The sequence below is a fragment of the Bacillus sp. P14.5 genome (genome assembly GCF_003316765.1).
Taxonomy (GTDB): Bacteria; Bacillota; Bacilli; order Bacillales; family Bacillaceae_B; genus Rossellomorea.
Genome location: NZ_NIJF01000083.1, coordinates 40,931 through 61,113 on the forward strand (window position 1 = coordinate 40,931; position 20,183 = coordinate 61,113).

Sequence of the window (20,183 nt, forward strand, 5' to 3'; positions counted from 1 at the left end):
ATTCTTTTAAGAATATCTACTTTATTGTGAGATTTTTAAATAGAATCAAGGAAGCTATTAGCAAATAAAGATTTATCTCAAAAAATTCTCCAGCAATTTATTAAAAGTATCAGGCCGATCAATATTAGCCGTGTGGCCAGCGCCTGGAACCAATTCCACCAATGCAGCTTCGTTTGTTTCCTTTATGTAATAAGCTGCTTCAAGTTCGTGTTTTTCGTTAATTCCATTCAGTATCAAGATGGGGACTGAGAGACTCTGTATATCCTCTTTTGAAACAGAAGGGTAATGATAAGTCATTATTTTCATCAATATGCATAAAGTATCCATACTGTTTTTCCATCAAAGGTTTTAATTCTTCTGGGATAAAAGGTGAATACCCTGTCAGCACTGCCCCTTTTATATCCCGGGCCTTTTTCCTTAAGTTGCAAAGCAACGAAGTTTAAGGCTTCTTCAAAATAAGAACCTGATCTTTTCAATACATTTTGGCCGTGACCTGGCAAATCGAGCGGTACCAATTCGTTTTCCCCTCAAAATAAGAAATCTTATCTGCGAAGTGCGTTTTTACTGTCCCCTTAAATCCGTGAAGTAAATAAATTTATTCCAACTTCTTCCCCCCCTTTAATCTTTGGCGGCGAAGTTTCACCCAGCTGCCGATAGATATCGCATGAAATTAACATCTGACATTATAAGTACTTTTCCATGCGGACATCTTTCCACATCCTGCCCTTCCAGTATGTGAAGTTTTCTATTTGGCCAATTTCCCGGTAGCCGAGCTTTTGATAAAGCTTTTTTGCTTGTATGTTGTATTCGAACACACCCAGCTCTATCCGTTTAAAATCCTTCTTTTTAATTTCACTCTCTAAAAACCTCATGGCATGATATCCGATTCCTTTACCTCTTCCCTCAGCTTCCCCGATTGTTATACCAATCCAGGCAGTGCCGGCTTCCTTTTTATAAAGGTGAGAGGGATCGATCATGAAATTCATGTCTCCAATCAGCTTCTCATCTAAATATATCAAGTAAGTAGAGTGATGCTCCAAACGCTTATGTAATTGATCAACTGTTACGATTTCCATGCTCTCCAATGCAGACTTGCTTTGGCTGGGACGAATCAGCGGAACCAATGCAGGATCATTCTCCCAGCGGTTAATAGCCTCTGCTATTTCGATGGTTGGATCGGTTAACTTTTCAAAATGAATGTTCATTCTGTTTCTCTGTCTCCTTCTGGATTAGCCCTTTTCACTATTTCTTGTACAAAATGATATTTTCCTTTTGTATATTCAGCTTCATTATCAGGATATTGAACGGAAAGCTTTCTTTTCAAATCCTCATACTCTTTTGCAGTTGCAGGACGGCTGTTTAAGTAATCCCTAAATACAAGATGTTCGTTCCACCATTTTCCTTGATATTCGACAACGTGGAGAATATGTGTTTTTGTTAGAGTTTCTAAATCAGAAAACTTAGCAAAAACCTCTTTTCCTTTTAGCCTGACTCCAGGCAGGTGATGATATCCCTCGGCTTTCATGGATGACCTGTTAAATTGGCCAAAGTCCTCCATTCTTTTTACGCCAACCAGGATATCCAGGATTGGTTTGGCTTTTATCCCTTCAATTGAAGTGCTGCCAAAATGCTGTATATCTTCTATTGACTCACCAATAGTATTTATTAAGGTTTGTTTTTCCTTCTGAAAAAGTATTTTCCATTCATTTGAATGTTCATGTAATATCACTTGTCCTTTTTTTACACCTAACATAACTATCGGCTCCTTGTTTATAAGATTCCCCCAAAATTGAGGGGTGACTTAAGGGGAACGGATTGCTGGCCCAGGAGTACGCCTTCATTTTTCCAATTTAAAGCGTCAATAGAAATCCTTACTAAACACAAAGCTCTTTAGATACAGCAAATTTGAAAACCTTTAATTATTCCGGTGCCACAATTTCCACCTTAATTCGATCAGGATCTTCAAAAAAGACGGCGTAGTAGTCTTTTCCTCCAGCAAATGGATGTCGGTCTGAATAAAGAATATTTATATCCTTTTCTCTTAATTTTTCGGATAGTTGGTCTACATGTTTTCTAGATAGTGCATGGAACGCCAAATGATTGAGACCGACTCTGCAGCGGTGATAGGCTACATCGAGGAAGCGTTCCTCCGCTTGAACAAACACAAGATAGGTGTCGTTCATAATCCAACTGCGGCCGCTATCCCACTCTTGGTAGGTTTGATAACCAAGCTCTTTCAGTAACCAGTCCCAAAACTCAACCGTTTTATTTAAATTAGAAACATATATTTCGATGTGATGCAGCATCAACTAGCTCCTTTCTATGGCTTCAATTTTACTGAGTAAATAACAGGGGCTGTATCTCCATGTACTTTTATTAAGGAGATTTCAGTTATTGCACCAGATAAAACATCGATTCCTGCAGAACAAAACCTGAATGCCTCAGCCAGCTTTTCAAAAGGCAGCCTGTTGGCCAAGGTACAATGCGGAACCCACTTATCTGGTTCATATACTGAAGCTGAACTGCCATCAAACTCTCGGAAAGCGTCATGATGCTTTCGGTGCAGCATTGTCAATTCTTCAGTCATGACCGGAGAAAGGAAGAGTGTCCCTGATTTCATAAACGATCCAATGGAGTTGAAGGAAATATCGATAATACGCTGTGAATGATAGAGTTCTTCCATTTTCTCCATAAATGCACTCTCGTTTATATTGGAGCAGCCCGCCAAGGTAACATGCGGAATTCGGTCTATCACTTGAAAGGCATAATCAGAAATAGATTGCTCTTTTAATCCTCTCCAAATTTTCCTAATCTCTTTCTCTGTTTTCTCGTCAAATAGTGCAACTACTCCGTACACTTTCATCCTCCCCTTTCCCTGAATCAAAGCTGACATTAATTATCATATGGTTTGTGCCTGGAACCTGCTTTGTCCCTGATGCCAATTTCCTTCCTGCACCTGTCTTTAAATTACAAAATCCTGCTTTTATTGCAAAAATTGAAACTTTCTGGAAATTAGAATCGTACATTTACTATAAGAGAAAAAGGAGTGGAATAATGAAAAAAATTTCAAAAGTTTTAGCAGGAGCTGCTCTCGCTTTATCTTTAGGTGCCTGTTCAATGACCGCCTCGCCGGAAGATGATGTAAAAAATAAGAGTGACTTGACTCTGGAAGAAGTTTTCATGAATTCCCAGAAGGCCGACTCTGAATTATCCAGCGTACATATGGATATGGAGTTATCACAACTCACTCATGATGAAGCAAATGAAGAAGGATCAACGAATATGAGTACTACTTCTTCTACTGACCTTGTCATGGACCCGATAACCTTGTATCAGACTTCAACCGTAAATATGACAATGGATGAAATGGAAGGCAGTGAACTGCCACTGGCAGAAGTTGAGATGTACCTGACAGAGAAAGATGTTTATCTGAAAGACAACATACAGAATGAATGGACGACGGTTCCAAATGAAATGGCAGACCTATTAAAAGACGCCGCGCTGCAGGAATCTGCTCTTCCTGAAAATCAATTAAAGCAGCTTGAGCCTTACCTTGATGACTTTACCTTTAAGCAGGATGATGAAACGTTTATCCTTGAGCTCTCTCTGGAAGGAGCAGAAGCGGATCAGCTTCTTAAAGAAGGAATGGCTCTGATGGAAGGCGAACTTCAATCTTCTCTCCAAGGAGCAATGGAGGAAATTTCCCTTTCGAAAATGGATTTAAAAATGTGGATTGATAAAGAAAGCTTCCATACAGTGAAGATGGATATTACACAAAAAATAGAGATGGAACAGGACGGCGAAATGGTTAAAGTCGATCAAACAATGAAGAGTAACTTCTCCAAGTTCAATGAAATTGATTCAATCGAGGTGCCTGCAGAAGTCACAGAGTCAGCTGTGGAAATGGAGTCACCCTTTGGTCAATAGTTTTTCTTTAACTATATAACCACTTTCACCAGCTGGGGGGACGAAGTCAAAAATGATATCGTCCCCTTTTTGTTAGTCATCTTCTAAAATGGAATACAACAGTGAGTCTCTCCAGCCTTCTTTCATCTTCAGGTGCCCCCGCATTCTTCCTTCCCTGCTCATTCCTATCCTCTCCAATACCTTTATGGAAGCCAAGTTTTCAGGACTGCAAGTTGCAAAAATTCTATGAAGCTTTAACTCCCTGAATCCATAATGAATCAGCAGTTTAGAAGCCTCAGTCGCAAATCCATTCCCCCACCAATCAGGATGGATGATATATCCTATTGAACCTGCTCCGTTATGTATGTCTTTAATAGTCAGGTCCACAGCTCCAATTAGCTTGTCATCCCTTTTATGAATAATGACAAACATGAACCTTGTCCGTGGTTTTCTTCTTCCATCCTCCACTGCTTTTTTAACAAATTCAAGAGAATCTTCTTCTGTATTCGGCTCCCAGGCCTGGTATCTGCTTGAAATTCTATGAGAGGCATAGTTGTGGACTCCCCTCCAATCCGATTCCTGAAGCTCTTTTAAATTGGCTGTTTTCGCATAAATTGTTGCTTTCGGAAAAATCCCAAGAGCCGGATTTTTCCCCGGATATTAGGGTTTCTCTCTACATGTAGTGAGTAGCTCTTTTCTCTCTTGCTTACCAGGATATTTAAGGTGAATTTAGGCGTGATTTCTCCAAATTTGTATTAAAAAGCAACAAAGTTTACGAAAAGAGCCTTCAAATAAATTCTTTCGCCGTCAATACTCAGCATTTATACCAGCTCCCATCAAAGGCAAGCCCCAATGCTTTTCCAAAAGCGACACCATATTCGACAAACCCTCTGCCCCTGGCTGTTATGATTTTTCCATCTTGCACTAATATTTCATCAGAGTAATTTTCTTTTTCAAAAACTCCTGACCTATCACGAGCTTCTTCCACCAATCCGACCGTGTATCTTTTTCCATGGAGCAGACCTGCTTTGGCCAGAAGATAAGGTGAACTGGAGATGCCCGCAACAACTGATGCTTTTTTCCTGCTGCTTTAAGAAAATCGAATAAAGCTGCTTCTTCATTAAGTGACATGACATCCATGCAGCCTGGCAGGAGCAAACTATCAATCTCACTGATATCCACTTCGTGAAACGCCTTATCAGGAAGGCATGTTAATCCTGACTCGCCTCTAAGGGGTGAGGTACTCTCCGCACACATAATGACCGGCTTGTCCCCCTGCATCAAAATAGACAGCGCAACACTCACCTCATATTCACTGAATTGAGGATACAGCACTACCGCCGTTTTCTTCATAGGATTCCTCCTCCCTTAATTCCTTCCATTCTTTCTTAACTATTCCATAAATTACACGATCCAGGAACTCTCCATTTATATATTCATATTCCCTGATGGTTCCTTCTTCAATTAATCCAAGACGTTCAGCCACCGATCTGCTTCTTGTATTCTTGAACGCCATATTGATTTCAACTTTATTTAATTCCCATTCATTGAATGCATGATCAATAAACTTTTTACATGCCTTAGTGACGAGTCCGCAGCCTTGGAACGACTCGCCCAGCCAGTAGCCGATTTCCGTTTTACGGTTGTTAATATCCACATAAAGAAAACCAATCGATCCAGCCAACACGCCTTTATGCCAAATTCCAGCCCAAAATCCGTTTCCTGAAGAAAATCTGGTAAGAGACTTTTGAATAAATACTTCTGAATCTTCAACTGAAATTGTTTTCTTCGGAAAAGATAGCCACTCCCCGAGAGACTTCCGATTATCATCAATCAGTTCAAAGAGTTCAACAGCATCCCCCTGCTGTAAGAGCGCTAAATAAGAATGTTCATCTAATTTCACCTTAAACAAGGTTGGGCCTCGCTTTCAAGGGAACCTTATGAATGATAGGAGCCTCCATTTGTTCCCCTTGTTCCTCTGCCAACTCAATCAATCCAATTGCTGTAATTTTACCCGTGAGGGATTCATTCCTTTTCAGGCAATATTGAAAGGCAGCCGCCAATTCTTCCTCAGGAAGCTTGTTGGCAAGAGTACAGTGGGGAATCCATTTATCCGGCATATACAACGAATTGGCCGCATCGCTGTTCTCCTTGAAAAACTCATAATGAGAAGCATGCAGATTCATTAATTCTTTCGTTACAGTTGGCGAGAAAAATAGGGTTCCATAGTTAAGGAATGATCCCAGTGTATTGAAACAGATTTCAATCTCTCTTTTATTGCTGTACAGGTCGGTCAATTTTCTTATGAATTTCTTCTTATCAATATCTTCATAGCTTGCTAAGGTCACGTGCGGTCTGCCATTCTTTATCTCTTCACCATAAAAAGAAATAGACTCTTCGCTTAACTCTCTCCAGATTTGTTTAATTTCCTTTTCAGTTTCTTCATCAAATAGTGCCACGATCCAGTACATATACATATAACCCCTTTTGAGTCCTTTTTTCAGCTGTATTCCTTGGAGCTCCTCTTCGTCAAAGTCTGCAGTCACCGACCGCCTTCTAGCTCAGTTCTTTTTTGAACATGACCATGTCCAACGCCCTGATTCCATTTTCGATGATAGGGTCTGGATAATCCATAAAGAAATTCCTCTTGATCTCATGCATTCTGAATCCTGCTTTTTGATAAAAGGCGATGTTGTCCAGGCTTGAGTTTGCTGTTCCGACTATGACATTATTTTTCCCTTGATTTTTATAGAGAGCCAGACCTTCTTTGATGGCGGCCTTACCGATGCCTCTTCCTCTGTATTCGGGTCTCAATGCAAAATTCTTCAGCTCTACTGTATTCTCGTTGACAGGAGTGAATAAGATAACACCCGCTACCTGATCTTCGAAATGGATGGAATACATATCTCCTTGGAAAATATATTCACGGACAGCTTCCTCACTTTCGTCGGCCATTAGAAGCAGCCCTAGATAATCAATTCTCTTACTTTCCTTTATGGGGTACAAATATCTTGTGTTCATTTAAATCTTCCTCTTTAAAAATATGTAATAAACTTACGGTTTCCGAAAAGGCATCAAAGATTCTCTTTCTATTCCATGGGTGCATTTGTTCAGGCAGATTTTCCAGAGAAAAAAAGGCGACTCTCTCAATCTCTTCATTTGGAATGAAAGAACCCTCTTTCTTAATATTTGCTCTGAACAAAAGAACTAAATCGTCTTTTTCCGGAGCGGAATAAATTCCTACCAAGTTCTCTGCCTTTGCGGTGTAACCTGTCTCCTCCAGGATTTCTCTTTCTACCCCTTCAATGGGTGACTCATTTTGATCAAGGTGTCCCCCGGGAAGCGTCCAGTTTCCGGATCCATAATTAAGTTTGACACAGAGTATTTCATTATTTTTATTTCTCACAACAGCAAATACCCCTACAGAAGGCAATTTTCCCACTTCCTTTTAATCACTTATCTATGCACTGCACCTAAGACATCCTGCTTAGAGTTCAAACCCATTCGTCATTGTCTGCTGTCAAGTCGCCGCCGGCCTCACCTGTATTGACCACACCCTTCGGTTCCACAAGCATGATGTGGCATTCGTTATCGGCAAATGGCTTATGCTCAACCCCTTTAGGGACAACGTACAATTCGCCTTTTCGCAGCGTCACCTCGCTGTCACGAAATTCAATCTTCATCTCCCCATCAATGACAAAGAAGACTTCGTCCGTTTCGTTGTGCTGGTGCCAGACAAAGTCTCCGTGTATCTTCACAAGCTTGAACTGGTAATCATTCATCTCCGCAAAAACCTTTGGGGACCAATGATCCGTAATCTTACTAAGTTTCTCTTTTAAGTTTAGTGGCTGATGAGTCATAGATTCATTCTCTCCTATCATAGCTTACTCTGTCCAAAACCTTGCGAGCATTTATATCCTGAACCAATAATAATAGCTTAACAAAAGAAAACTCGCTGCCATAATGAGCGGAAAATGAAACCTCGATCCCTTTTCTGGTTTCTTAGTGCCTCGAAAATAAAAAAGGAATGCTCCGGCCATGAAGATTAGATAGGCTGCCCACTTAAGTACCATCAATTTAAGATTCCTCCCTTGGCTTTCAACTTTTTTATCCTTCGATACAAATATTAGTTAGGATATATTTAAGAGTTTTTAGAATTTGGCTGGATATTTGCCTACAAAAAGGCTTCCACTGCGATCAATCATCTTTCTTTTCGCAATAGTTGTGGCTATTGAGAAGTAATGGATTTCCGCTCCAGGCGGGCGGTGAGCCTCCTCGGCTTTGCCTGCGGGGTCTCACCTGTCACCAAAAGTGGAAGCACCTTGGTCAGGCCCGCCAGGCAAATGTTCTCAAGAGAAAAAAAGGTGCTCTTTCGTTTTATTCTCTTGAGGTTATTTGACCCGAGGGGCTAGGTGTTGGAACTAGACGCCTGCTAGTCCCGCAGGAGATCGTACGCCTTCCGCTACAATCCTGCTAGGGAAAGAGAAAGAAGGTAAAACCGCATCACTAAAGCAAAGAAAGAAAAACCTCTAAATAGACGGTTTTAGGATTTATTGTTGCTTTCCTAAACCTCCCAAGAGCAGAATCCTCACCGAATACAAAGATCTTCTCTCTAAACCGGGAAACTGCTCTTTTCTTCTTGCTTATCAGAATATTTCATTTGAATAATGCCGTTAACTTAGGAAGTTCATATTAAATAGCAACAAAGATTACGAAAAGAGCCTCTCGCAAAGATTGTGGCCGTATTAATTTTCTCCGTTCCAAGGTGACAACTCTGCGGGGTGGCCGGTATCCGCAGCTTCACAAATAGTGGAAGCGGCCGTCCAGCACCGTTCGGAAATTAGATCTTCTGCATAAGCCTTTTAAAATGGATTTTAAGTATGTCCTCTCCAGTTAAATCTCCAAACACTTCTTTAAAAAAGGACGTATCCTACGATTGTAGAAAACGCCATTGTGACATTACTTTTTAATTGTCTTTTTTTATCATTTGCTGAGGCAGTGTTGCTTTTATAGCGGCATACGGAAAATCCACCGTATACCTGTTATTTTTTCAAAAACGGGAAGAGCAGTTCTATTCTTTCTTGCCTACAATTTGCGGTGGATGATGGCTTTATCTTTGAAAATTCCTATTACTAACAAAAATTCATTACCACTTCTTGACACTTATATCCTAATATTATCATAAGATTCAAAAATAATGTGAAATTCCTTGCCGGTTTTCCAGTATGAGGCGGTCATCTTAATGATTTCTGTAAACAGGTGATCTCTTCTTGGGTGATTCCTGACGCTCTCCATATCTGACCTTCTCGTCCAAAGGGATAGTGGCTGAACTATCACGCTTTAATATGAAGCCAATGGTATAGTTTTGCTGATTCTGGAGGAGTCCCAATGACAAGTGCAAGAGATTTTTCATCTTTCTGTGCCATTCCATACTTATAGAATTGGGACGATGCAAGGAAAACACCGTTTGAATCCAGCAAAGCCAGTGATTCAATGATTTTTTTCAGTTGAGAACGCTCCGTGCCATTCTTAATGCTCAATAAGCCCTTTTGCTCGGTAGAGTAATTTACCCATAATTCCACCTTGCAGCCTTCTTTGATTAAATTGAGGCATACTGAAACGGTATACTCTATCAGATCTTCCATATCTTTTCTTAAATGAAAATGCCCTTTTCCAACCAAATTCAGGAAGACGGAATACAAGTCACCGTGCACTTTTTGATACTTTTTCGCCAGCAGCTTATTCTCCTTTGCTGTTGCAAGCCAGTGAATATGCCGAAAGCTCTCATTTTCATAATCTTTCGTTCCGATTATACTCGTTTCATCTAAGAATAATGAGTGGTTCGTTTGCTTGTGTCCTTGAAGCAGGGATTTGAGATGTAAATCAGGGACCTTTAGGATTCTCGGGACTACTTTAAATCGCGGAAGCTCTGTACGAGAGTAATCCAACCGGTACGTTTGCAGATTTAAAGGATCACTCAGCATAAGATTGAAGGCTGACCATTTATGATTTCCTCTCGCCTTTCCTTCCAGTTTTATTTCTATCGTTTTCTGTGATTTAGCCGGAAGGTCCACTGTAAGTGTATACATGCTGTTTTTCCGGCCGTCAACTTGATTTACAAAAACCATTTCATTGTAATTGTTGAATTCAATGTTCAGCTTTAGATTATGAATGGGAAGTGCAGCATGATTCTCCAATTCTATAAAACAAGTTGTTTCTTCTTCAATGCTTGTGGAATTTACATATTTTTTAAAGTCCCAGGTGATTTTTCTCTGAAAGAATCGCAAGTACATAGAAGATAGGAGAGCAAGGGAAAGAATCAATGAAAACAGGAAAGTCAGAATGCTGAGGCCAGTGAAACTCACTGCGATCAGCAAGATTACTATCAGGACCAGCACGATTGGCTGCAGGAGAAAAGTCTTTTCCTTATGTATGGTCATAGAGATTCAACAGGAACTGATGTAGTATCGAGAATTTCCTCAATGATTCTCTCTTTCGAAGTCTTGACTTCTCCTTCAACGTTCAGCGTCAAGCGGTGGGCCAATAATGGCATCGCCAGTGCTTTTACATCATCCGGGGTGCAGAATGTCCTTCCATAAAGAAATGCTCTCGATTGAACCGCTCTCATATACGCGAGAGATCCGCGGGGGCTCACTCCAACTTCTATATACCGATGACCCCTTGTAGCTTGAACAATATCCATCAGGTAATCTTCTATGTCCTCTGAAACCGTGATTTGTTTAATGTCCTTTTTCAGCTGAAGGATATCGGAAGTCGTTATGACACTCTCGATCGTTTCCATGGGGTTATCAGTACGAAAACGCCTTAACATGGACTTCTCTTTCTCAGGCGAAGGATACCCTTGTTTGATGGGCAATAAAAAACGGTCAAGTTGTGCGTCTGGAAGCGGGAACGTGCCGATGGAGTCAAAAGGGTTCTGCGTGGCAATGACGATAAAAGGTTTCGGCAGCGGATAGGTTACTCCTCCGAGTGTCACATTCTTTTCTTCCATCAATTCCAGCAGGGCAGATTGTGTACGAGGGACAGCACGATTGATTTCATCTATCAGGAGGACATTGTTGAACGCAGGTCCTTTCCTGATCTTGAAATCGCTGGTTTTCACATCGAAATATTCCTGCCCTACAATATCGGAAGGAAGTGTATCAGGGGTGAATTGCAATCTGTTGAACGTTCCTTCAATACTTTTAGAGAAGCACTTTGCCATGGTCGTTTTTCCTGTGCCGGGAACATCTTCGAGGAGAACGTGGCCGTCACTTAATAATGCGATGATCATCAATTCAATTTCCTTTTCTTTATCAATCATTACTTTTGAAACATTATCTTTGATCTTCTGCAGCAATTTATTCACTCCTAATTTTCTACTTTTCAACTTTTCAAGTGGCAGATACTGTTTACTCTTTTAAACTAAAACTAACAAAAACCTGATGATGGACTGTATCATTTCCTCATTGTAGGGGGCTATCAAGATTTGTCTTTCCTAATCTTCCGGCAGGACTTAATAGGTGCTGTAAAATCTTTTCAGTTCATATTCCTCTAAGAACCAAGCGTGTGTCGTATTCTCATCACATAATATTCCTTCCCAGCCCATAGATTGGAAAACTGGCTCTAAGCTTCTTTTGCTTGTAACAATCGATGAAGGTTCATCGAAGTAACAAGTGAAAATATATTCTTCTTTCTCATCATATAAAGTGACCGGCTCTTCGCATAAATAAAGTCTATTTTCAGTAGTCATTTCATCAATTATAAATGAGCCGCTTCCGTAAGTTATCTTCTCGAAATGCACGGTTTTTGACCCACTGCTGTGGATGAAGTCAATATAACTATTTATAAGCAATTCCGAGAGCTGATCCTCCTTAGGTGGAAACAGCGAAGTTCCAATTACTTCATTCAGCTTGTTATAGACAGCAGGGGTTGCTTTCTTATGATAAATCCCTCCAATCCACATATTCAATCCAATAGCCAATTCCTTTATAGACTCCATACCCGCCTCTTCTTTTACTGTTTCCCATGAGACCGGTGTTCCGATTGATAATGAGTCCTCTTTAGTAGGAAACACCATATGTGGTGAGTAACTCTTTTCTGGCTGCCAGTCAAAAGGCATTCTTACAAAAGGATGAAGTACTATTGCAGCAGAAACATATTCGGAAGGCAGGAAGCTTTTAATTGGTTTATCAACAACTGGCTCGGGTTCCATCGGAAAAAAGTAGTTTTTACTCATTTTTCATCCTTCCTTTACATCCCTTATTCTGATGCATTATGAATTGTGACCTGATCCTTTTAAAACCGGATTTCTCGTAAAAAGGAATATGTTCTTCCTCACAGAACAAGCTGACGATGTCAATATGTCCAAGCTCATCCAACAGCCTGGAAACCATCCTTGTCCCTATCCCGCTTCTTCGCCATTCCTTATGCAGGATTACATCCTCAAGATACGCCCTGAATACTCCATCCGTGACAGCCCGGGCAAACCCGATTAACGTGTTTCCGTTCCAGGCTCCCACTGATATTTGTTCTTTCAGCATCTTTTCAATATCTCGTTTATCTCTTTTATCCCACCAGCCGGCATGTTTGTATAGTAATGCTATATCACATGCTTTTATCTCTTTTTCTTCGCAACTATGAATCTTGATATTCATTTTTTCTCTCCTTCCATTAACGAATCGGAACATAACCTGTTTTTTGTATAAGTTCCTGTCCCTGCCCAGAGGTGATCCAATCAATGAAAGGCTCTACTTGAGGATTATTTGTCCCATTGGTAACAGCATAAAATTCTCTTGTGAGAGGATAATTCCCACTTTGTATGCCTTCAGTGTCAGGTTCAACATTATCAATTTTCAACAGTTTGATGCCTTTGCTGTCAACCATGTTTGTTGCAAAAAATCTGTAGGAAAACCCAATGGCATTGCGGTAATTCCGATAATCGGAAGCTTTCTCAATCACTCCCCCCATTCCGTCCACTTGCTGGTCGGCAGGAGGCTCCATGATGGGGATCTCACCCATCATATTTTGCAGACCTGTCTGGCTTCCGCTCCCTTCCGGTCGTTGAAAAGCAATGATCTCTTTGTCGCTGCCGCCGACTTCATTCCAGCTTGTAATCTTCCCTGAATAGATGCCCTGCAGTTCCTCGATGGTAAGACTATCGACAGGATTGCTTTTATGGACGAAGAAGACGAAAGCCTCTTTCCCAATTGGAGTCATTTCTAAATTTTTCATATCTGATTTTTGATCTTGAGACGGCCCTGCAGCGAAAATGATGTCAACATCTCTCTTGGCAAGCCTGACATATGCTACATCTGTTTTGGAAGCCGCCACTGGACTTTGAGAAGTGTTGTCGTGCGGGTAGTCACCCTCTGTATAAACCGCTTGGACGAACGAAGCGATTACTGGATATAAAGCTGTGGCACCATCCATCCTTGGGACGTTACCTGAGACAGAAAAACTGCTGGCTTCTTCAAGTGAAGCAGCTTTTGAACCGCGTTTAAATGGTTCATAAACTGTCAGATCTACTTCAGCATCTTTAATTTCTATGTGATTAATATAAGCCTCATATCCTCCATACCCGGCTAAAGGAACAGTAAGAGTAAAGAGGGGAACCAATACCTTTCCTATTTTCGGAAGCTTTGAATTAACCCCCAGTAAGTACAAATTGCCTGTTATCAGTATGGCAATCAGAATGATCCACCGTATACACATAGCCATTTTGGCTGGATACCAAAGTTGAGAAGCCCCCGATGAACAGACTTACTATTCCGTGCTTGGATTATTCTATTCCACATATGTATTCCTCCTGCTGTTACTTCTCTAAGTATTCGTCTATCTTTTTCATAATGGAATAGGCTCCGCTGCTATGATTGCAGGGGATGGCAAACAGCATATCTGTCTCTGGATAATAGCCGGAGTGAAAACTCACACCTGGATCGTATCCCATGACATGATACTTGGTTACAGCCTTTTCATTGTTTATCCATACGCCATATCCGTAGTGGACTCCCTCTTTCACTTTTATTTGAGGACTTACAAGGACCCTGGTCAATTTTTCATCCAATATCCTGTTTTCAAATAGAGCTTCCCAAAAACTGATCATATCCTGGGATGTTACATAGGCACCGCCATCCGGGCCCCCTTTTATCGGCAGTGAATAAAAATTGGTTTTATATTGACCATCACTCTTTTCTACATACCCAAGAGCTGTATTTTGGGGCAGTTCATCCATAGAAAAATAACCAGAGGATAGCATTCCGGCCGTTTTAAATATGCTCTCCGTCACGTAGTCTGAAAATGTCATCCCAGTAAGCCTTTCAACAACCAGTCCAAGCAAGATATAACCTGCGTTATTGTAGTGGAAACTTTCTCCCGGCTCACCTTTCATCGGTTGATTTTGAAATAATGGAAGAAAGTCAGAGGGACCTCTCAGAAGATACATCGGTGTTTCCTTCCAAAGCTCTGCAAAATCCTCTATCACTTCTTCATCAAAATAATCGGGTATGCCGGAACTGTGTGTAAGCAGCTGATGAATCGTGACTGATTCATCCCACTTTGCAAAAGAGATATCCAAACAGTCTTTCAGTTTTGTTTCGAAACCAAGCAGGCCTTTTTCAACTAATTGACAAATCGCAGTTGCGGTGAAAATTTTACAGCCGGATGCAATGCCGAAACGCGTGGTTATCACATTTGGCCTTTCTTCGCTTTTATCTGCAAACCCTCCTGCCTTCTCCAGTATGACTTCTTCTCCTTTCTTTATGAAAACGGTTCCCGAATAGTTTTCATTTTTGATGACTTCTTGTATAGTCTCGATTAAATGTTTATTTTGCATGATGTACAACACCTTATTCTTTATAGATTTGTTAGTAATATTTCTCCAACAGCTTATAATCCCTTGTCTTCTTGACTGCAATTTTGTTTGCTGCGGCAAAGCGTTCTAATTCTTCATAAATCTCAGAGGGCTCATAATACAACAGCGACATGTTATGCCCTTTCCGGTTAATAACAACCTTCTTCTGTGCCCACCCTGCTCTCTTAAAGGTGATTGATTTTATGGAATCACTATTTATGAGTTTTTCATATAAGCGGAAGCGGGAAAAATAAATGCCATACCTTATTCTGCCTTCTTCAATATCCAGCTTATAGCGCACACGAAAGAACAAAACCAGGAGAAGCAAGAGCAGCAACCTGAAGCCATGCATGATCCAGCTTTCACTAAAAAACAATGATGCTATCAAGAAAATCATTATCAGCATCTTTGTTTTTTTGTCTATTTCAACTCTTATGTAAGTCATTTTAAATCAGCTCCTCTTAAAGGGCTGTCATGAACAGCCGCCCCCAATTTAGAAGTCGTCCAAATACACCGGTTCATATTTTATGATAAAAGGAAATGTTATCTGGAAAAGGATTGATAAAAGAAACACCATGAAGAGTGTTGTCAAAAAGTCCATATCACTGAATGTCGTTAGGGTGGCTACAGCGATAATCAGAAGGAAATCCAAGATAACTACCTGACGCCTTCGCTTCGTATTGTTCGTTCCGCAATAAGCGCACTTAATTTTAATTTTACTGCCAGGGTTCGGATGAAATGTCCTTGAATACCTTCCACCTGGAGAGCTGCACCCCGGATTCCCGGCATTTTGGCAACCCCACCATTCCACCTCCCTGTTCATTCGATAATTAGTCCCCGGATTTCGATTTCCCCTCTAATTCTTTCTCAATCTCTTCATCAGAAATTGCGGAAGGTTCATTCAGTTTTTCCATGAAAAACCGGCGAATCACCTGTCCTGTTTCGGAATTATCGATTCCTCTTCTCACTCCGGATTCGATGATGGCAAGCAGGATAAACAAAAATAGAATAATAAGTAAAATTCCAAAAATGAACTCCATTTAATTTAAACCTCCGAATGCTCTTTTGAAAATTTTACCACATCAAGACTTATTTGTGATTAAAGATTCTGAAAATATAAAAAGAGAGCTCAATTGATAGACGATTTCAGCCTTAGAAAGTTTCAATCTAAAGATCACCGGTACCTCTTACAACCGTCCAAATGATGTATGATAAGTTATGACAGAAAACATAGAAAGTATAAATTAAGATTATGGCAGAAAGGAATTAAAGGGAGATGAGAGGTTGTAAAGCAATGCTATTTGATCTGGATGATACATTATTGCATAGAGATGAAGCAGTAGATAATATATTTACCCTTATTTTAGAGAATTGCTATGAAGAGGTTGGACATTCAGCGAAGATTGCAATGCGGCAAAAATTCAAGGAGTATGACAAAAGCTGTTATGGTAATAACGACAAAACAAAAGTACTGAACTCTTTATATGCTAACTTCCCTCCAAAGCATAGGTTGGCAGACCAATCCATCCAAGATTTCTGGAATGAATACTTTCCTAAATGTTTTTCTATAAACCACCAGCATATTAATATTATTAATACTCTAAAGAATGAAGTGAAGGTTGCTATAATAACAAACGGCTCAACTCAAAGGCAGAAAGCCAAAATCAGAAACACAAGATTAAATAACTGTTTTGATATTGTTGTTATTTCTGAAGAAGCTGGATTCAGCAAGCCTGACAAACGTATATTTGAATCAGCTATAGAAAAACTTAATGTGAAACCGGGAGACGCATTATTCGTTGGTGATGACATATATAAGGATATTGGCGGCTCTCAAAATGCTGGTATAAAGGGCATATGGTTCAATCCCCATAGGAGCAAGAATGATACTGATATAAAACCATATGCAGAAATCCAATCTCTTGAAGAATTGCTGCATTTAATTCAAATTCTCAATTTTAAACGATAAAGTATACAGCCTCTGCTAAGCCCAGTCCGAAATCCTTTAACAAATTAAAACAGTAAAAGGGACAGTCCCTTTTACTGCTTTAGCGAAGCAACGTATCATTCCCTGTTATTCTGTGTTTTAGGCACCGGTACTTAAGGTTGATCTGGATAAGTCTTCTGCAAAAACTCCACAGATTGGTTTATCAATTCTTTTAATACTTCCTCATTGATATCTGCCACTTTATTGATATACACACACGCTTTGCCTGAAGTATGCTTGCCGAATTTCTCAAGAAGCTCTTCCCTGTCAGGATCTCCGGTTGCAAAATAGAGACTGATTTTCGTTTTTCTCGGAGAAAATCCTACAAGCGGAGCATCCCCTTCATGACCGGTCTTGTACTTATAGTGGTACGAGCCGAATCCAATAATGCTCGGTCCCCACATCTTAGCCTGATATCCTGTTGTCTCTGTAAAGATATCCAAAAGTTTATATGCATCTTCCCTCTTTTTCGGGCTGTCAACATTTTCGATAAACTCAATTACACTGCTGTCATTTTCTTTGGTTTTTAGTTCGTACATGCAGGTATCTCCTTTCCAATAAATATGTATTTCTTCCCTATTCAGTATAACCTAAAGGCTGTCTTTCTCCTTTTCTCATGGGTGATTTTTTCATTGGGGGTATTTGAAAAGGCTCTGTCAGTCTATTGATAAGTGCTGTAAAAAACAGTAGGAATCGTTCCTGCTTTTACCTTATTTCACCTCTTTAAGTTCAACTGTCCTATTTATCATATTGACTAATTCTTCAATAACAATAGCAGGTTTTTCAACATGCACTGAATGTCCGGTATCCGCCTCGATTTGTTTCGTATTCTGTGTCAGCTTAACCATCAGCTTTTGATTTTGATTCCACTCTTTTGAAGAATTCGCGGCACTAATAACTGTAACGGGCAAATCAGCCGGCAGCGGTTTTGCTTTTAAGATCTGTTGAGCCGATTTGCCTGTATCCCTGAATTCAAAGTAAAGAGATTGATAGGCTTCTGGAGTATGGCCAATATAATTCAACGTTTTTTCATGTTCCGGACCAAGATATTTCCTCCCGACCTTGTGCCTCATCAGTCTTGGAAGACCAGCCAATGAAGTCATATAACCAAATCTGGCAAGAAGGTTGAATTTCTTGATTCTTTTTTGATTAGAAGCATTTTCGATATATTGATTTTCATGAGCTGCGTCTACTAATATCAAACCCTTAGTATCATTGGGATAGGTACTTGCGAATAATCTCATAATCATTCCGCCATATGAATGACCAACCAGAATATACGGCGGCTTCACATCAAGAACACACAACAATTCCTTCAGTTCTTCTACTGAATCCCCGGCTGTCCTCGTCTGTCTTGTTGTCCGGCTCCATCCATAACTTCCCCGGTCGTAAGAGATGACTCTGGCAAATTTTGATATTTCCGGCTGAACAAAACACCAGTCAATTGAAGCGGAACTTAATCCAGCCTCCAAGATTACAGTGAGCGGACCAGTTCCTGAATCCATAACATGTATAGTAGAATCCTTGGTTTTGACCATTTTACCTGGCGGTGGAACTTTCCTGGATCTGTTCATAAACAAGTTCCATGCTGTAAGGGGAAAACCCGCTGCTGCCAACCCCCATCTAGTTACATTGTCTAAGTTCATTGTCTGATTCCTTTTCATTTGTTTTCGCTGATGGAAACGAGTATGTCTTGTAATCTCCATTGTCACTGGAGTATTCCAATATGTTTCGATTCTCGGGAATGCCATGGAAATAGGCACCTATCCCGCCTGTCGTACAGCGGTGCCCGGATATCAATATATTGAGATCCTTCCCACTGACGGTATCCTCCAGTTCGGATAGAAACTCGAAAACTCTTGCAATGAAAGACTCTTCTTTTTCCACTCCCTTATATACCGTGCGGTCAGGAAGCATGCCTTTCACTTTCACTTCTTCTTTTCTTAATCCGTCTGCTTCTCCTAAATCGAACACATTCAGTCTCTCATCTATGACAGGAGATACTCCAGCAGCTATCTCCGCAGTCTGCACCGCCCGCTCTTGAGGAGATGAGTATACATAATCAAATTTAATACTTCCTAAGACGGAGTTTAGTTCCTTGGCTTGGCCAAGCCCCTTTGAATTCAGAGATATACCGTCTCGTCCTTGAAGTCTTCCTTCCCTATTCCAGTCTGTTTCACCATGCCTGACAACATAAATCATGTAAAGCCTCCTAATAAAAATTCCTATTATCCCCAAAAACAACTTTAATCCTCTTTATATCAGCTGTGCCTGCAGCACTGTTCATGATTCTATAATTAAGCGCTTTCTATAAAACTTTGTTTCTAAATATGTGCCGCTAACTCCTGCCCATAAAGACTAACGGCGGCTTATGATAAGGACCATCCTCTTCATGTCTGTAAGGTGCCCATACAAATTATCCTGAAATACAGAAACCGTTTGGAATCCTTTTGCATGATAAAAAGCAGTTCCTTTATAATTGTCTTTTTCCACGTTTATGTATACCTTTTTGATGCCTTTGATAGTCTCTGCTCCCTTGTTCAATAAAAGTGTGCCCGCTCCTTTTCCCTGATGTTCGGGCAATAGATAGATCGCTCCCAATTCCACTTCACCCTCCGCTTTTAGCGTTGAGAAATTTGCGAAGCCTGCAATGAGTCCATTAATTTCAGCTACATACAGGTGGGAAGCCATCAATCGCTTCTTCATCATTTCATTATTATAAGCAGAGGAAAGAAATCGCTGTTGAATCTCCTCTGGAATAATGTCTCTGTATGTATCTTTCCAGCTGGTTTCTGCAATATTCTGTACTGCGGGAATGTCTCCAGCTTTCATTTCCCTGATACTATATTCAGTCATTTGAAATCACCTTCTTATCCTCTTTAAAATCATTGACAATCCAATTTACCGCACCGACTAAATCTTCTGCTATGAAATCAGGCTGAACTCCTTCCCAGGTATGTCGGTGGGTTGTTAAAGAATTCATGCCCCACCCCGTTTTGACAAGGACTTTTCTAGCTCCGGCTGTATTTGCAGCAATCATATCAGAGCTTCCTGTGTCCCCCACTATATAGCACTGTTCGAGCCGGAGATTATATTTCCGCTGGGCTTCCATTAGAAGTCCAATGCGGGGCTTTTGACAAGTGCACCCGTCGTCGGGCTTATGGGGACAGTAGAAAATATCATCAAGGAATGCAGAGTGACTCTTCAATTCTGATTTGATCCTTTCAAAACCATTGAGTAATTGTTCCTCTGAAAAATACCCTCTTCCCACTCGTGTCTTATTGGTGAAGAGAAACACTTTTAATCCTGACTGGTTAAGAGATTTTATTGATTGGGGTGAAAAATCATACAGGGTGAATTCATCAGGATGCATTCCGCCGCCCGTTCCCCCGATCGTGCCGTCACGGTCCAGAAATACAGCTCGCAATTGCCCTCACT

27 protein-coding genes and 1 pseudogene are annotated in these 20,183 nt (G+C 40.5%); 2 read left to right on the forward strand and 26 right to left on the reverse strand.

The features are described from left to right. Positions 1–72 precede the first annotated feature (72 nt). From B9Z54_RS24905 to B9Z54_RS14870, 6 genes are all read right to left on the reverse strand, one after another. Positions 73–306, reverse strand: coding sequence for an alpha/beta fold hydrolase (locus B9Z54_RS24905; RefSeq protein WP_205207717.1), 234 nt, complete (start codon positions 304–306; stop codon positions 73–75). Beyond that, positions 306–476 (reverse strand): hypothetical protein, encoded by a 171-nt coding sequence (locus tag B9Z54_RS14850; RefSeq protein ID WP_162785235.1) that lies wholly within the window; start codon positions 474–476, stop codon positions 306–308. Before B9Z54_RS14850 ends, B9Z54_RS24905 begins: the two co-directional genes overlap by 1 nt. A gap of 207 nt (positions 477–683) precedes the next feature. After that, positions 684–1,205 carry a GNAT family N-acetyltransferase gene (locus tag B9Z54_RS14855; RefSeq protein ID WP_113929134.1) on the reverse strand — a complete coding sequence of 174 codons (522 nt, stop codon included), beginning with the start codon at positions 1,203–1,205 and terminating at the stop codon, positions 684–686. Continuing rightward, positions 1,202–1,753: a GrpB family protein gene (locus tag B9Z54_RS14860; protein ID WP_113929135.1), complete on the reverse strand. Its 552-nt coding sequence runs from the start codon at positions 1,751–1,753 to the stop codon at positions 1,202–1,204. Before B9Z54_RS14860 ends, B9Z54_RS14855 begins: the two co-directional genes overlap by 4 nt. Positions 1,754–1,919: 166 nt before the next feature. After that, positions 1,920–2,306: a VOC family protein gene (locus tag B9Z54_RS14865; protein WP_113929136.1), complete on the reverse strand. Its 387-nt coding sequence runs from the start codon at positions 2,304–2,306 to the stop codon at positions 1,920–1,922. A 14-nt stretch (positions 2,307–2,320) separates the two neighbouring features. Beyond that, on the reverse strand, positions 2,321–2,893 hold the full coding sequence (locus B9Z54_RS14870) for a 2'-5' RNA ligase family protein (RefSeq protein ID WP_240189944.1): 573 nt from the start codon (positions 2,891–2,893) through the stop codon (positions 2,321–2,323). Positions 2,894–3,054: 161 nt separating this feature from the next. Between B9Z54_RS14870 and B9Z54_RS14875 the strand changes: the two genes are divergently transcribed. After that, entirely contained in the window at positions 3,055–3,927 is an 873-nt protein-coding gene (locus B9Z54_RS14875; protein ID WP_113929137.1) for a DUF6612 family protein, read from the forward strand. A 72-nt stretch (positions 3,928–3,999) separates the two neighbouring features. Here B9Z54_RS14875 and B9Z54_RS14880 read toward each other — a convergent pair whose 3' ends face one another. From B9Z54_RS14880 to B9Z54_RS14955, 15 genes and pseudogenes are all read right to left on the reverse strand, one after another. Beyond that, entirely contained in the window at positions 4,000–4,539 is a 540-nt protein-coding gene (locus B9Z54_RS14880; protein WP_345840744.1) for a GNAT family N-acetyltransferase, read from the reverse strand. Between the two features lie 313 nt (positions 4,540–4,852). Beyond that, a pseudogene (locus B9Z54_RS14885) lies at positions 4,853–5,259 on the reverse strand (DJ-1/PfpI family protein); the annotation flags it as partial. Further along, positions 5,219–5,809 (reverse strand): GNAT family N-acetyltransferase, encoded by a 591-nt coding sequence (locus tag B9Z54_RS14890; protein WP_345840745.1) that lies wholly within the window; start codon positions 5,807–5,809, stop codon positions 5,219–5,221. The pseudogene B9Z54_RS14885 and the gene B9Z54_RS14890, both read right to left, overlap by 41 nt. Before the next feature lies 1 nt (position 5,810). Beyond that, positions 5,811–6,452, reverse strand: coding sequence for a 2'-5' RNA ligase family protein (locus B9Z54_RS14895; protein WP_240189946.1), 642 nt, complete (start codon positions 6,450–6,452; stop codon positions 5,811–5,813). A gap of 10 nt (positions 6,453–6,462) precedes the next feature. Continuing rightward, on the reverse strand, positions 6,463–6,927 hold the full coding sequence (locus B9Z54_RS14900) for a GNAT family N-acetyltransferase (RefSeq protein ID WP_205207718.1): 465 nt from the start codon (positions 6,925–6,927) through the stop codon (positions 6,463–6,465). Next, entirely contained in the window at positions 6,890–7,348 is a 459-nt protein-coding gene (locus B9Z54_RS14905; protein WP_113929140.1) for an NUDIX hydrolase, read from the reverse strand. Before B9Z54_RS14905 ends, B9Z54_RS14900 begins: the two co-directional genes overlap by 38 nt. Before the next feature lie 52 nt (positions 7,349–7,400). Further along, positions 7,401–7,766: a cupin domain-containing protein gene (locus B9Z54_RS14910; RefSeq protein WP_113929141.1), complete on the reverse strand. Its 366-nt coding sequence runs from the start codon at positions 7,764–7,766 to the stop codon at positions 7,401–7,403. Positions 7,767–9,239: 1,473 nt separating this feature from the next. Next, entirely contained in the window at positions 9,240–10,346 is a 1,107-nt protein-coding gene (locus B9Z54_RS14920) for a DUF58 domain-containing protein (protein WP_113929142.1), read from the reverse strand. Beyond that, complete coding sequence (locus B9Z54_RS14925; RefSeq protein WP_275887813.1) at positions 10,343–11,266, reverse strand: AAA family ATPase; 924 nt, start codon at positions 11,264–11,266, stop codon at positions 10,343–10,345. Before B9Z54_RS14925 ends, B9Z54_RS14920 begins: the two co-directional genes overlap by 4 nt. A 156-nt stretch (positions 11,267–11,422) precedes the next feature. Next, the gene (locus tag B9Z54_RS14930; protein ID WP_113929143.1) at positions 11,423–12,145 is read right to left on the reverse strand and encodes a DUF2711 family protein; all 723 of its coding nucleotides are present in this window, start codon (positions 12,143–12,145) and stop codon (positions 11,423–11,425) included. Then, complete coding sequence (locus B9Z54_RS14935) at positions 12,138–12,563, reverse strand: GNAT family N-acetyltransferase (protein WP_113929144.1); 426 nt, start codon at positions 12,561–12,563, stop codon at positions 12,138–12,140. Before B9Z54_RS14935 ends, B9Z54_RS14930 begins: the two co-directional genes overlap by 8 nt. Before the next feature lie 16 nt (positions 12,564–12,579). Beyond that, positions 12,580–13,626, reverse strand: coding sequence for a substrate-binding domain-containing protein (locus B9Z54_RS14940; RefSeq protein WP_113929145.1), 1,047 nt, complete (start codon positions 13,624–13,626; stop codon positions 12,580–12,582). A gap of 94 nt (positions 13,627–13,720) precedes the next feature. After that, positions 13,721–14,740 (reverse strand): serine hydrolase domain-containing protein, encoded by a 1,020-nt coding sequence (locus tag B9Z54_RS14945; protein WP_113929146.1) that lies wholly within the window; start codon positions 14,738–14,740, stop codon positions 13,721–13,723. A gap of 31 nt (positions 14,741–14,771) precedes the next feature. Beyond that, positions 14,772–15,203 carry a hypothetical protein gene (locus B9Z54_RS14950; protein WP_113929147.1) on the reverse strand — a complete coding sequence of 144 codons (432 nt, stop codon included), beginning with the start codon at positions 15,201–15,203 and terminating at the stop codon, positions 14,772–14,774. 385 nt (positions 15,204–15,588) lie between these two features. Continuing rightward, positions 15,589–15,798, reverse strand: coding sequence for a hypothetical protein (locus B9Z54_RS14955; RefSeq protein ID WP_113929148.1), 210 nt, complete (start codon positions 15,796–15,798; stop codon positions 15,589–15,591). Between the two features lie 254 nt (positions 15,799–16,052). Between B9Z54_RS14955 and B9Z54_RS14960 the strand changes: the two genes are divergently transcribed. Continuing rightward, positions 16,053–16,727 carry an HAD family hydrolase gene (locus B9Z54_RS14960; protein ID WP_113929394.1) on the forward strand — a complete coding sequence of 225 codons (675 nt, stop codon included), beginning with the start codon at positions 16,053–16,055 and terminating at the stop codon, positions 16,725–16,727. Between the two features lie 131 nt (positions 16,728–16,858). On the opposite strand, the gene B9Z54_RS14965 is transcribed toward B9Z54_RS14960, so the two are convergent. From B9Z54_RS14965 to B9Z54_RS14985, 5 genes are all read right to left on the reverse strand, one after another. Continuing rightward, positions 16,859–17,284, reverse strand: a complete 426-nt coding sequence (locus tag B9Z54_RS14965; RefSeq protein ID WP_113929149.1) for a DUF1801 domain-containing protein — start codon at positions 17,282–17,284, stop codon at positions 16,859–16,861. A gap of 171 nt (positions 17,285–17,455) precedes the next feature. After that, on the reverse strand, positions 17,456–18,319 hold the full coding sequence (locus B9Z54_RS14970; protein WP_162785237.1) for an alpha/beta fold hydrolase: 864 nt from the start codon (positions 18,317–18,319) through the stop codon (positions 17,456–17,458). A gap of 49 nt (positions 18,320–18,368) precedes the next feature. After that, positions 18,369–18,947 (reverse strand): histidine phosphatase family protein, encoded by a 579-nt coding sequence (locus tag B9Z54_RS14975; protein ID WP_113929151.1) that lies wholly within the window; start codon positions 18,945–18,947, stop codon positions 18,369–18,371. A gap of 156 nt (positions 18,948–19,103) precedes the next feature. Next, on the reverse strand, positions 19,104–19,601 hold the full coding sequence (locus B9Z54_RS14980; protein ID WP_113929152.1) for a GNAT family N-acetyltransferase: 498 nt from the start codon (positions 19,599–19,601) through the stop codon (positions 19,104–19,106). Further along, complete coding sequence (locus B9Z54_RS14985; RefSeq protein WP_113929153.1) at positions 19,594–20,172, reverse strand: D-glycero-alpha-D-manno-heptose-1,7-bisphosphate 7-phosphatase; 579 nt, start codon at positions 20,170–20,172, stop codon at positions 19,594–19,596. The genes B9Z54_RS14980 and B9Z54_RS14985 overlap by 8 nt, the downstream gene beginning before the upstream one ends. Positions 20,173–20,183: the final 11 nt, after the last annotated feature.